Annotated in this window: 14 protein-coding genes; 12 read left to right on the top strand and 2 right to left on the bottom strand. The window is 60.7% G+C overall.

Annotated features, from left to right (window positions below; all coding sequences use genetic code 11):
• Window positions 1-18 precede the first annotated feature (18 nt).
• From ACSKB9_RS10480 to ACSKB9_RS10445, 8 genes are all read left to right on the top strand, one after another.
• On the top strand, window positions 19-828 hold the full coding sequence (locus ACSKB9_RS10480; RefSeq protein WP_438072976.1) for a hypothetical protein: 810 nt from the start codon (window positions 19-21) through the stop codon (window positions 826-828).
• Window positions 791-1,081: a hypothetical protein gene (locus ACSKB9_RS10475; RefSeq protein ID WP_438072974.1), complete on the top strand. Its 291-nt coding sequence runs from the start codon at window positions 791-793 to the stop codon at window positions 1,079-1,081. The genes ACSKB9_RS10480 and ACSKB9_RS10475 overlap by 38 nt, the downstream gene beginning before the upstream one ends.
• 3 nt (window positions 1,082-1,084) lie before the next feature.
• Window positions 1,085-1,468, top strand: coding sequence for a hypothetical protein (locus tag ACSKB9_RS10470; RefSeq protein ID WP_438072972.1), 384 nt, complete (start codon window positions 1,085-1,087; stop codon window positions 1,466-1,468).
• A complete protein-coding gene (locus ACSKB9_RS10465; RefSeq protein ID WP_438072970.1) occupies window positions 1,443-1,766 on the top strand; it encodes a hypothetical protein in 324 nt (107 codons plus the stop codon). Before ACSKB9_RS10470 ends, ACSKB9_RS10465 begins: the two co-directional genes overlap by 26 nt.
• A gap of 82 nt (window positions 1,767-1,848) precedes the next feature.
• Complete coding sequence (locus ACSKB9_RS10460; RefSeq protein ID WP_438072968.1) at window positions 1,849-2,277, top strand: GNAT family N-acetyltransferase; 429 nt, start codon at window positions 1,849-1,851, stop codon at window positions 2,275-2,277.
• A 406-nt stretch (window positions 2,278-2,683) separates the two neighbouring features.
• Window positions 2,684-3,859 carry an acyl-CoA dehydrogenase family protein gene (locus tag ACSKB9_RS10455; RefSeq protein WP_438080145.1) on the top strand — a complete coding sequence of 392 codons (1,176 nt, stop codon included), beginning with the start codon at window positions 2,684-2,686 and terminating at the stop codon, window positions 3,857-3,859.
• 10 nt (window positions 3,860-3,869) lie between these two features.
• The gene (locus ACSKB9_RS10450) at window positions 3,870-4,424 is read left to right on the top strand and encodes a flavin reductase family protein (RefSeq protein WP_438072966.1); all 555 of its coding nucleotides are present in this window, start codon (window positions 3,870-3,872) and stop codon (window positions 4,422-4,424) included.
• A complete protein-coding gene (locus ACSKB9_RS10445; RefSeq protein WP_057020520.1) occupies window positions 4,421-5,107 on the top strand; it encodes a TetR/AcrR family transcriptional regulator in 687 nt (228 codons plus the stop codon). Before ACSKB9_RS10450 ends, ACSKB9_RS10445 begins: the two co-directional genes overlap by 4 nt.
• Window positions 5,108-5,113: 6 nt before the next feature.
• Here the strand turns inward: ACSKB9_RS10445 and ACSKB9_RS10440 are convergent, their stop codons facing one another.
• Both ACSKB9_RS10440 and ACSKB9_RS10435 read right to left on the bottom strand, forming a co-directional pair.
• Window positions 5,114-5,989 carry a polysaccharide deacetylase family protein gene (locus ACSKB9_RS10440; RefSeq protein ID WP_438072964.1) on the bottom strand — a complete coding sequence of 292 codons (876 nt, stop codon included), beginning with the start codon at window positions 5,987-5,989 and terminating at the stop codon, window positions 5,114-5,116.
• A gap of 12 nt (window positions 5,990-6,001) precedes the next feature.
• On the bottom strand, window positions 6,002-7,099 hold the full coding sequence (locus ACSKB9_RS10435; protein WP_438072962.1) for an LLM class flavin-dependent oxidoreductase: 1,098 nt from the start codon (window positions 7,097-7,099) through the stop codon (window positions 6,002-6,004).
• A 169-nt stretch (window positions 7,100-7,268) separates the two neighbouring features.
• Here ACSKB9_RS10435 and ACSKB9_RS10430 point away from each other — a divergent pair, with 169 nt between their 5' ends.
• The 4 genes from ACSKB9_RS10430 (at window position 7,269) to ACSKB9_RS10415 (ending at window position 12,340) form a co-directional block, all read left to right on the top strand.
• Window positions 7,269-8,150, top strand: coding sequence for an FAD binding domain-containing protein (locus tag ACSKB9_RS10430; protein WP_438072961.1), 882 nt, complete (start codon window positions 7,269-7,271; stop codon window positions 8,148-8,150).
• Window positions 8,147-8,632: a (2Fe-2S)-binding protein gene (locus tag ACSKB9_RS10425; protein ID WP_438072959.1), complete on the top strand. Its 486-nt coding sequence runs from the start codon at window positions 8,147-8,149 to the stop codon at window positions 8,630-8,632. Before ACSKB9_RS10430 ends, ACSKB9_RS10425 begins: the two co-directional genes overlap by 4 nt.
• Window positions 8,629-11,019: a xanthine dehydrogenase family protein molybdopterin-binding subunit gene (locus ACSKB9_RS10420; RefSeq protein WP_438072957.1), complete on the top strand. Its 2,391-nt coding sequence runs from the start codon at window positions 8,629-8,631 to the stop codon at window positions 11,017-11,019. Before ACSKB9_RS10425 ends, ACSKB9_RS10420 begins: the two co-directional genes overlap by 4 nt.
• 67 nt (window positions 11,020-11,086) lie before the next feature.
• Window positions 11,087-12,340 (top strand): ABC transporter substrate-binding protein, encoded by a 1,254-nt coding sequence (locus tag ACSKB9_RS10415; RefSeq protein ID WP_438072956.1) that lies wholly within the window; start codon window positions 11,087-11,089, stop codon window positions 12,338-12,340.
• The last annotated feature ends 3 nt before the right edge of the window (window positions 12,341-12,343 follow it).

The following is a 12,343-nucleotide window of genomic DNA, read 5'->3' as shown; positions in this document are numbered from 1 at the left end:
CCCTTAATAGAGCAACCTATGACGGACGTTAACGCCTTAAGAGCGGCGAACGCTACCCGCTGGACAAAAGCCAAGTTGACCCGGAATTTCTCCGGTACCGCCAAGAGGCTCATCGCTCCGACGGCCAAAGCTCGGTATCAGACGGTGTCGGCCAGGACTGGCGTGCCCTGGTTCTTCATCGCGGTCGCCCATGAGCGGGAGGCTTCACAGAGCTGGAACACCCAGCTTGGGCAGGGCGACCCGCTCGGAAGCGTCTCTGTCCATGTTCCGAAGGGAAGGGGGCCGTTCAAGACCTCGGAAGACGGCGCCTATGACGCGCTGGTCAAATGTGCGCCCTTCGCTGCCCGAAACAGGGACTGGTCGATCGGTGGCACGCTGACCATGCTCGAGCAATATAACGGGCTCGGCTATGCCGCTCGGGGCAGGCCGTCGCCCTACATCTGGTCCGGCACCGATCAGTATGTCTCGGGTAAATATGTTCGGGATGGGGTCTTCGACTCGAGCGTCGTGGATCAGCAACTCGGCTGCGCCGGCTTGTTGGCGGCGATGATGCAACTCGATCCGACCATCACCTTCACCGGGGCGAAGATTACCCCGGCAGGAACGGCGCCTTCGCCAGCGCCAAAGCCGCCTCCGGGCACTCCATCGATCCACGCTCCCGCCAAAGGCTCCCTCGGAGCCTTTTTGTTGACCTCTTCAGATCTCTTTTCGGAAGGAAATGATGATGCTCTGGCTGTTCCTGACCTTGCCCGGACTGCTTTGCGCGTATTTCATTGTGCTGCGGCCGGTCTTGCACGCGATTCCAGCCCTCAAATCCTTTTACGATGAGGCCGATACGTTCTGGGGCAAGGCCTGGGCGCTGGCCGGACGATCTGTGACGGTGACCTGGGGCCTCTTCCTGACCGGTCTTGGGACCGTCTTTCAGTGGCTTGATCCGATCGCATCTGCCTTCGGCGATCCTGATCTCAAGGCCCAGATCATGGAGGCTCTGAAGAACAACCCGCGATATCTGGCCTACGCCATGATCGGAATCTCGACCATTACGATCGTCGCGCGGCTGCGGTCGATGGGAAAGAACTGATCCATGTGGATGGCTATTCTTTCATTCCTTGGTGGTCCCGTCATCAAGGGCCTGATCGATGCTTATCAGGCCAAGCTGAAGGCTGGAAACATTGAGAGCAGGATCGCGGCCGATCTCGCTGCAAGCGAGATCGCAGCCCAGACGGCCGAGGCGCAGGCGCAGAATCAACTCAAGCTCGCCGAGATCGGTCATCCCTGGGAGCCAGAGAAGTTGGCGTTCTATGTCACTCTTACTTTTTACGCGAAGTGCGTCGTGTGGGACAAGGTTCTCGGTCTTGGGACGACGCCGCAACTCGCGGGAGACGTAAGCACCTGGGCTGGCATGATCATGGGCTTCTATTTTGGAAAGCGCACGTTCGAGAATGTCGCGCGCATTCTTCGACGGTGACCGCATGCACGAAGCTGATGTCAAAGCGATCGTGATGGAAACGTTGATTGAGCAAGATCGGGTACGACGAAGCGATATCGACGCCGTGGTGGTCAAGACTATTGCGACTGTTTTGACTTCATTCGGCTTTGAAGAGGGAGACCGACGCGAGCTGCGCGCCGATTTTCAGCACCTCCGGCGGTGGCGACGAAGTGTCGAGCAGGCGCAAACCTATACATTCAAGGCGGTGATCACTGTGATTGCCACCGGTTTTCTCGGAGCCGTTTGGTTGGGCATCAAGGCCACGCTCGGAAAATGACTCGCAGAGCGCGGAGCCGATCGATGTCCTTGGACATAGATCTGGGCGCCTTGCCGGACAACAGAATTATTGAGGCGCAGGAATGTACCGGATACGCGAGGTCGAAACCCAGGACGAAGCGATGGCGGACTCGCTCGCCGAGCTTCATCAGCTGATATTCTGCGACGGGACCCGTGTACCGGACTTCGAGCAAGGGTATTGGTGGATTGCGTTCCGTGGAGCGAAGCCAATCGCATTCGCGGGTGTCGTTCCTTCAACCCATGTTACAAATGCTGGATATCTGTGCCGCGTTGGCGTCGTGATGCCGCACTGCGGCCACGGCCTGCAGGTGCGGCTTACTCGCGCGCTGGAAGCACGAGCGCGGCGTGCCGGCTGGAAGGCGATCGTTTCGGATACCACCGACAACATCTTCTCGGCCAATAATTTTATCCGGCAGGGGTATCGGCTCTTCGAACCTGTCTCGCCCTGGGCATGGCAGCACACGCTGTACTGGCGGAAGGAGCTCGTCTAAATCCTGCAACGCGGTTCGGGTTGTTGCGAACAATCGATGACGTGGAGCGCCCGGTGGCTTCGGCCACCGGGCTTTTTTGCGTTTCTGGCCATGGATAGCTCCCTTTGGCAAGCCGCGGTCGTAACGGGCATCGAATCTTGGGCGTGGGGATGCTAGAATGCGTCTGTGCAGTGCGAACGAAGCATCGCTGGAAGCGTTTCCTCAAATGGGCGCCCGGCGGCAGTCGTGGATCCTGAGCCTTGAATTGGCGGAATGCAGGCTTGCGCGTCTTGATCTCTGGTGATCGATCGATAAACTGAGTTAACGGCTCGATCACACGCGCAAACGTCTTGGAGATCGAACGAAGGAAGAGACCATGGTTGAGGTTGGCCGCGGGCTCGACACGAAGGTACAGCCAGGCCCGGATATGGATCGCTATTCGGTCATGGTCGCACGAGCCAGGGCACTTGTTCCGGCTTTGCGCGAGCGGGCATCGCGGACCGAAGAGCTGCGCAGATTGCCGCCGGAGACCGAGCGGGATTTGCTTGATAGCGGCCTTTTCCGGATCCTGCAACCCAAGCGCGTCGGAGGCAGCGAGCTCGACTATGTTGCGCTGGTCGACTGTGCCGATGCCCTCGGGCAGGGAGACGCCTCGGTCTCCTGGAATTTTGCCAACCTTGCAAGTCACCACTGGATGCTGGCTATGTTCGCGCCCGAAGCGCAGAGCGCGGTATGGGGAGAGGATCCGGATGCGCTGATCGCGTCCTCCTTTGTCTTCCCGGCAGGTCGTGCGAGGAAGGCCGGCGGCGGGTATGTTCTGAGTGGTCATTGGCCGTTTTCGTCCGGGGTGGAATCCTGCGAATGGAACATGCTCGCGAGCGTGGTCGCCTCGGATGATGAGGCCGATGGTGTCGAGTATCGGCTATTCCTGTTGAACAGACGGGACTACAGCATCGACGACACCTGGAATGCGGCTGGTTTGCGCGGAACGGGATCGAACGACGTGCGGGTAACCGACGCATTCGTTCCCGAGCATATGACGGTTGCCGTCAGCGATCTTGCGGGAGGTGCGACGCCGGGCAGTATCGTCAATCCGAATGCGCTCTACATGCTTCCGGTGTTTTCGTTGTTTCCCTATGTGTTGTCAGGGGTTGGTTTGGGAAATGCGCAGGCTTGCCTTGATGACTATGTCGAGATCGCGCGACACCGCGCTTCGACATATAACCGGGCCAAGATCGGGGACCTGCAAAGCACACAGATCAAGATCGCCGAGGCGTCGGCGAAGATAGATGCCGCGCGGCTGATCATGCGCACGAACTGCGTTGAGGCGCTTGCGGAGGTCCGGCGTGGCGATATCCCGGGCATTGCAGCGAAGACGAAGCTTCGGCGCGACGGTGCGTTCGCGGTCAATTTGTGCACCGAGGCGGTGTCTCTTCTATTTGCGGCGGGCGGCGCACGCAGCCTGTTCACCTCGGGAGCGTTGCAGCGCCAATTCCGCGACGCGCATGCGGTGAATTCGCATCTCGCGTTCAATTTCGACGCGGCGGGCACCAATTACGGGCGGGTGGCTCTTGGGCTGCCGTCTGAAAACCTGACGCTTTGAGGTAAGCCGGATGTCCGACTCGCCCAAACATCCGCTGGATCCCGCCAGTGAGCTCGCAAGCGATAGTTCGTCGATCGATCCCCGTGATTTCCGCAATGCGCTCGGTACGTTCGCAACAGGTGTGACGATAGTCACCGCGATGTCGGCTGAAGGAAGGCCGTATGGAATTACTTGTAATTCCTTTGCATCGGTGTCGCTCAACCCGCCATTGGTGTTGTGGAGCCTGGGCATGTTTTCGCAGGGGCTGCCGATCTTCCAGAACGCCAGCCATTTTACGGTCAACGTTCTGGACGCGTCGCAACAGGCGTTGGCGATGCAGTTTGCCAGATCGTCAGATGACAAGTTCGCGGGTGTGAGCTGGACGCCGGGTCTCGGGAATGCTCCCGTGCTTGCCGATGTGGTCGCGAATTTCCAATGCCGTGCCGCCAACCGCTACTATGGCGGGGATCACGTCATTTTCCTGGGCGCGGTGGAAGCCTACGCCTATAACTGGAACAGTCCGCTGTTGTTCGCGCGCGGAGGTTTTGGCCGGTTCCAGGTTGACGGTGGTGACGAGACATCATGAATCGAAAGACGCCCGTCAAGCGTGTTCGTGCCAAGCAGAGGCGACTATCAGCTGTCGATCGTCGCAGTGAATTCGTTACCAAGGCAACCGAGCTATTTGCGGAGGAGGGATTTGGCGGCGGCACGCGCGCCCTTGCTCACAAGCTCGGCGTGACGCAGCCGCTGCTTTACCGCTACTTTCCGAGCAAGGACGATCTCATCAAGGAGGTCTACCGCAAGGTATATCTCGAACCGCTTGAGATCGGCTGGGAGAAGGTGCTCTCGGATCGGTCACGTCCGCTCCGCGTGCGGCTCCAGGAATTTTACGAAATCTATACCGACGCGATCTTCAACCGAAGATGGCTCCGGATCTATCTCTACTCCGGCCTGAAGGGCCTCGATATCAATCGCTGGTATGTTGGCATGGTCAAGGACAAGATCCTGACGCGCATTCTCAGGGAATGCCGCCACGACGCCGGCCTCGCGACGCAAGGCAGGCCCAGCGCCGCAGAACTCGAGTTGGCCTGGGTGTTTCACGGCGGCATCTTCTATTATGGCGTACGCAAGTACATCTACGAAGCGCCTGTCCTCGAGGACAAGGCGCAGATGATCAGTGATGCGCTGGATATCTTCCTCGCGGGATTTGAGAGGATGGCCGAGAGCGCGACCGATCGTCGACGGGCGCCGATCAAGGTCGTCGGCTGACCCGCGCTACATTGTCGCCATCTGACCCCGATACCAATCCCCGATCTCGCTTGCCGTCATGAGGGCGACGCCGTCATGGCCGATGACGTAGTCGAGCAGGGCCTCCAGGTACTTGATACGGTGCGGCACGCCCGTGATGTAGGGATGCACCGAGATGGCCATGATCCGCGCATTCTCTGCGCCCTCAAGGTACAGCCGATCGAACTGGTCAGTGCAGCGCGTCAGGAACTGTTCCGACGGAAGGTGTTGCAGCGCGTGAATGACGATGTCGTTGGTCTCGACCGAATAGGGAATCGTCGTCACGGTGCCGTGCGGCGTGGCGATGTCCTGGGGGAGATCGTCAATCACCCAATCGGCCACGTATTCGATCCCGTTGAGGCGCAGGAGATCGAGCGTTTCTTCGGTTTCGGTCAGGCCCGGGCTTTCCCATGATCGCGGCGGCTTGCCGGTAAATCCAGCAATCGTGTCGACCGCGCGCTTGATTGCGTCCGCCTGGTTCTCGACCTTGTGCATCGGGCCCTGAACAAACCCGTGTCCCATGAATTCGAATCCCGCCTCGCGCGCCGCCGACGCCACACGCGGATAGCTGTTGCAGACGTTGGCGTTCGCAGCCAGCGTCACCGGTATCTTTCGATCGGTGAGGGCTTTGAACTGTCGCCAGAAGCCGGCGCGCATGCCGTACTCATGCCACGACCAGTTCGGCACGTCGGGCAGCAGGGGCTGGCCCATCGGTGGGCTCAGCACGGTGCGTGGCATCGCATTCTCGATGCTCCATTCCTCGACATTGAGGATAACCCACACGGCAAGCTTCTTGCCGTCAGGTAATGTCAGTTTCGGTCGGTCGACCTGCGCCTGGTACGGAATGCGATCAGTAAAGGCCATGTCGAACCTCCTTCACGTCGATGATCCGGCAGCGGTGGCATTGATCCGCGGCAGGACCTTCTCGGCCATCAGGATCATCGATTGACGGCCAAGCTCGCGATCTTTCCAATCCTTGCCGGCGTAAAGCAGGGTTCCAAAGGTGCCAATCTCTTCCTGGAACGCCAGCAACTGGTCAGCCACGCTTTCGGGCGTGCCGTAGATGATCAATTTGTCGCAGATCGATTCCAGTGTGACCTCAGCGTCGGCTTGATCCCGTCGCGTCTTGAACAACTCGAGCCGGCCGCTGCGCTTCAGCTTCGTGAACAACTGGTGATAATAGTACACGTACGGACTGTCGGGCGACGTGGCATAGGCCTTCGCGGTCGCTGCATCCCTTGCCACGAACACGCTCTTGGCGACACGCCAATTGGCGGGCTCGGCTGCCCGGTTCACGCGCGCGCAACCCTCGACATATTTCGGCCAGTGACTCTTCACCCAGGCCGGCAGCAGGAAGTTGGCCGAGATCGGATCCCAGCCGCGCGCCGCCGCCTCCGTGACGCCCTTTGAGAATGGCGCAACCGCGGTCACCACGATTGGCGGGTGAGGGGCCTGCAAGGGGCGAGCGACGACTCCCTGGCCGATATCCTCGATCAGAGTCCTTTTGACCGAGATGTTCCAATATTTGCCCTGCAAATCATAGGGCGGCTTACCGGCCCAGATATCAAGAACCTGATTGATGGCCTCGAGGAACATGGCATTACGGTCGGCATCGAGATTGCCGAAAACTTCCGCGTCGGACAGCAATCCACCAGGACTGATTCCAAGTATGAAACGGCCGTCAAGCATGTGATCAAGCATGGCGACAGCCGCTGCGACTGCTGCCGGATGCGTGTTTGGCATGTTGATGGTGCCGGTTCCAAGCTTGATCTGCTTGGTTGCGGCTGCGAGCCAGGCAATGAAGGCGATGCTGGAGGTGATGTTCTCGGCCTTGTCGGTGACGTGCTCGCCGACATACGCCTCGGTGAACCCGAGCTCATCCGCGAGCAGAAAAGCCTCGCGATCCTCCCGTAGCGATTGCCGCCAATCCTTGTCGAGAGGATGGATCGGCATCGTAAAAAAACCGAGCTTCATGATCCGCCTCCCCGCGATTTGAACTTTTGTTGGCAAGGAACCTGCGGCCTTCCCGAGGCGAAGACAAGCCCTGCCGCACAAATAATCACTCGATAAACAAGCTTGACCTTTGAAGAGGGCGGCCCTCTAATCGGGCAAACCAAAATTGGGCCCGGGAGGCCACGCCCACATGAAAGCCGCGGCTTTCGCCTACGCCCGCGCGACCAGCGTCGTGAACGCGCTGGAGTTGCTCGCCATGCACGGCGACAAGGCGAAGGTTCTGTCGGGTGGTCAGAGCCTGATGCCGGCGATGAACCTGCGGCTCCTGTCTCCGGACATTCTGGTCGATATCGGCGGCCTCGCCGAGTTGCGCGGCATCACCGTGAGGGGAGACGTGCTGGTCATTGGCGCGCTGACCCGGCACGTCGATCTGCTCAGATCGCCGGAGGTTGCACTGCACGCGCGGCTGTTGCGCGATGCCGTTGCCCACGTTGCCCATCCCGCAATTCGCAATCGCGGAACGATCGGCGGTAGCCTCGCTCACGCCGATCCTGCCTCGGAGCTGCCGGCCTGTGTTGTGGCGCTTGACGCCACGATCGTTGTTCGGGGCTCGGCCGGCGAACGCCGGATTACTGCGACGGAGTTTTTCAAGGGAATCTACGAAACGGCGCTGCTGCCGGACGAGCTGCTTGTCGCGGTCGAGGTGCCGGTCGCAGGCCAAGGCTCGACATTTTTCTTTCAGGAATTTGCCCGGCGGCATGGCGACTACGCTGTCGTTGGTCTCGCCGCCCGTGCTGTTGTTGCAGCCGGCGGGTTCTCAGCTCTTCGGCTCGGCTTCTTTGCTGTTGGCGATCGGCCATTGCTCGCAGCGGCCGCCGGCAAACTGATCGATGCCACGGTAACTCCCGCCTTGCTCGCAGAGGCGGCGGCCGCATTGGCCGATGAACTCGATCCACAGGAGGACCAGCAGGCGACCGCGGCCATGCGTCGACACCTCGCGACGGTCTTGCTCCGGCGCTGCGTGGCAGCATTGCTCGCACGGCCAGAACTGGAAACGGGAGTCGGCAAGTGAACGCTCCGGTGCCGGTCTCGCTTCTGGTCAACGGCGAACCCATCAACGCCTTCGTCTTGCCGCGGCTCAATCTTGCTGATTTCCTCCGGGAAAATCTCAAACTGACCGGAACCCACGTTGGGTGCGAGCACGGCGTTTGCGGTGCCTGCACGGTCCAACTCGATGGCGAGATCGTTCGCTCCTGTCTGATGCTGACGGTCCAGGCGCAGGGCGCGTCAGTTGAGACAATCGAGGGGCTGTCTGACAGCGGTGAAATAGCCGATCTTCAGGCGGCATTTCGCGAGCGCAATGCATTGCAGTGTGGCTATTGCACGCCTGGGATGCTGATCACGGCGCAGGACCTGCTGAAGCACGTGTCCGTGCCTGATCGTCGAGCAATCCGCGAGCATCTTTCCGGCAACTATTGCCGCTGCACGGGCTATCAGGCCATTGTTGATGCGGTTGAGGCGACAGCCATCACGCGCGCGGAGCGGGGCGTATGACGGTGACGCGGGCGCCAGCAGACGCGCTTTCGGTGCTTGATCGCCCGAATTCCTACATCGGCAAGACCGTACCGCGGCCGAACCTCGACAGGTTGCTGCAGGGGCGGGGCCAATATGTCAGTGATCTCGAATTGCCGCGGATGGCGCATGTGGTTTTTCTACGGTCGCCACATGCCCACGCCAAAATCGCAGCGATCGACGCCGACGCGGCAAGGCGCATGCCCGGTGTCGTTTCCATCGTCACGGGTCGTGAACTTGAAGCGGTCATCAAGCCGTGGGTCGGGGTGCTCTCGCACCTGAAGGGACTGAAGTCCGCGCCGCAGCACGCGATCGCGGTCGACCGCGTGTGCTGGCAGGGCGAGGCCGTTGCAGCGATTGTGGCGACCAGCCGTGCTGCAGCCGAAGATGCCATGGAGCATATTTCAGTCGACTACGAGGAGCTCGAGGCGGTCACGGACATGCGAGCTGCGCTTGACCCGGCAGCTCCCGTCATTCATGCCGCGCTCGGCGACAATCTTGCCTTTGAGCGGACGCTCGACGCCGGCGACGTCGATCTTGCATTGTCGGGGTCCGAACTGGTCGAGGCCGACTTCGTATTCGGGCGCCACACCGGCGTGACACTTGAGCCGCGGGCCGTCGTTGCCGATTGGAATGCGGCCGAGGCACGGCTCACGATCTATCAGGGCACGCAGGCGCCCCATATGGTGCAGAACATCGCGGCGCTGCATCTTGGGTTAAGGGAAGCGCAGGTCCGGGTGGTCTGCAAGGATGTCGGCGGCTCGTTCGGCATCAAGGTCCATATCTACGCCGACGAAATGGCGACCTACGCGCTGTCCAAGCTGTTGCGCCGGCCGGTCAAGTTCGTGGCGGACCGCGTCGAGAGTTTCAACACGGACATCCACGCCCGCGATCATCGATGCAGGGGACGGATCGGCGTCAGGCCGGACGGTACGATTACGGCCTTCGAGATCGACGACCTGACGGGGATCGGCCCGTATTCGATGTATCCGCGCACCAGCGCCATCGAGGCCAATCAGGTGGTCAATCTGGTCGGTGGGCCCTATGCCACGGCGAACTATCGGGCGCGGGCGCGCGTCGTCTTCCAGAACAAGAACGTGATGTGCCAGTACCGGGCGGTTGGACACCCGATCGCCTGTTCGGTCACCGAAGGCCTGGTCGACCTGGCGGCAGCGAGGATCGGCATGGACCCCGTCGAAATCCGGCGGCGCAATCTGATCGCCGACGATGCCTATCCGTGTGCGTCACCCTCGGGTATGAAGTTCGAGCAGCTCTCGCATCACGCCTCGTTGACCAAGCTGCGTCAGATGATGGATTACGACGCGTTGCGCGCTGAGCAAGCGGCCTTGCGCGCCAGAAACGTCCATCGCGGCATCGGAATCGCGAGCTTCATCGAGGTGACCAATCCCAGCGCTGCCTTTTACGGCGTGGGCGGCGCGAAAATCTCATCGCAGGATGGCGTTGCGGTCCGGCTCGACGCGCAAGGGTCGGTGATCTGCCAGACCAGCATCACGGAACAGGGGCAAGGGTCGGAATCGCTGACGGCCCAGATCGTCGGCAGCGTGCTTGGCGTTTCGATGGAACGCGTCCGCGTCATCCTGGGCGACACCGACAACACGCCCTATGGCGGTGGCACCTGGGCCTCGCGCGGTGCCGGCATCGGCGGCGAAGCTGCACTGCAGGCAGCCAAGGCCTTGCGAGGGAATATCCTGAACGTCGCCGCGGCCATTCTGCAATCGACGCCGGCCGAGCTCGATATCGTCGACAACGGTATCGTCAATGCCGACGACGGCGCGCCGCGCATCGAACTGAACGAGCTGGCGCGGATCGTCTATTTTCGGCCCGACACCCTGCCGCCCGGCATCCAGCCCGAATTGATGGCGACCCGGCATTTCGTTCCGCGCCAGTATCCCTTTGCGTTCACCAATGGCGTTCAGGCCTCATGGCTTGAGGTCGATACCGGGACCGGGTTCGTTAAGCTGCTGAAGCATTGGGTTGTCGAAGACTGCGGCACCATCATCAACCCGCAACTGGTCGACGAGCAGATCCGGGGCGGGGTCGTGCAGGGGCTCGGCGCGGCGCTGTTCGAGAAGTGCATCTACGACGAACGCGGTCAGCTGACCAATGCCAATATGGCGGACTATCTGGTCCCGATGTCCGGGGAGATGCCCGATATCGAGGTCGGCCACGTGGTGTCTCCGACGCAGGAATCGGAGCTGGGAGCCAAAGGGGCAGGGGAGGCGGGGACGGCCGGTGCGGCAGCGGCGGTTGCCAACGCGGTCAATGACGCGCTCCGGCCGTTTGGCGCAACAATTACCGAGATCCCGCTCACGCCTCAGGTTATCCTGACCGCCTTGGGACGGATCTGAGTGGAGACGTTCCGGGCAACGATAATACGATAAGCAAAACGTAGACAGTTCTTGGGGAGGAATAGTCATGACGAAGAAGGTCACCGAAGCTGGATCGATATCACGGCGTCGCCTGCTGACGACGGCAAGCGCCGGCGCCGTTCTCGCCGTCTCGCCTTTTCGCATCAATCTGCTTCGGGCCCAGGAAGCGCCCATCAAGATCGGCTTCCCGGTTCCTTTGACCGGTCCATACGGCGCCGAGGCCCAGGACCAGGTGCGGGCGGCTCAGCTTGCTGTCGCCCAGTTCAATGATGCCGGCGGTCTCAACGGCCGCAAGGCCGAGCTCGTCGTGCGTGACGACAAGCTGAATCCCGGTGAGGCGGCGACGCGGACCCTGGAATTGGTCGAGAAGGAGAAAGTGAATTTCGTCGTCGGCAGTCTGTCCGCGGCGGTTCAGCTCGCGATCAACAACGTCACCAAGGAACGCGGGGTCATCTTCAATTCGATCAGCCAGTCCGACGCCATCAACGAGGCGGCAGATTTCAGCAAATACACGTTCCACGAAGCGCTGAACCCGCACATGACGTCAGGGGCGGTCGGTCGCTACGCCTTCACCAAATTCGGCAAGAAGGTGGCGTTTCTCACGGCGGACTATGCTTACGGTCACGAGATGGTTCGCGGCTTTCTCGATGTCGGCAAGCAATTCAACATCGAGAATCTCGGTGACATCCGCCATCCGTTAGGAACGACTGATTTCTCGACCCTGCTGCCACGTCTCCAGGCGCTGAAGCCCGATATTCTATGCATCAGCAATTTTGGCCGGGACCAGCAAATCGCACTGAAGCAGGCAACCGACTTCGGCATCAAGAAATCGATCCAGATCATCGCGCCGCTGCTGTCCCATGCCAGTCGCGTTGCGGCGGGCCCTCAGGCATTCGAAGGCGTCGTCGGCGGCTGTTCGTTCTTCTGGGGCATCGAGGACAAGTTCGCCTCGACCAAGGCGTTCAACGACGCGTTCCGCAAGATGTATGACGGCAAATTGCCCACCGACTACGGTGCGCTCGGCTATGGCGGTGTTCGGACGGTGCTCGAGGCGGTCAGGGGCGCGGGCAGCGTGGAGACCGACAAGGTCGTCGCGGCATTGGAGGCTCTGAAGTACGACTACTACAAGGGGCCGCAATACTATCGCAAATGCGATCACCAGTCGGTGCAATCGGTGCTCGTGATCAAGTCGAAGTCCAAGGACATGAAGAACGAGTCCGACGTCTTCGAGGTTCTATCGACCGAAGAGCCTAACGAGAAGAACCTGCGTACCTGCGACGCCCTTGGCCACAAGAGCTGAGCC

Source organism: Bradyrhizobium sp. BR 1433 (genome assembly GCF_051547665.1).
In the GTDB taxonomy this organism is placed as follows: domain Bacteria; phylum Pseudomonadota; class Alphaproteobacteria; order Rhizobiales; family Xanthobacteraceae; genus Bradyrhizobium; species Bradyrhizobium australafricanum.
Note: the sequence above shows the minus strand (reverse complement) of the source record. Positions and strands in the feature narration are given on the sequence as shown.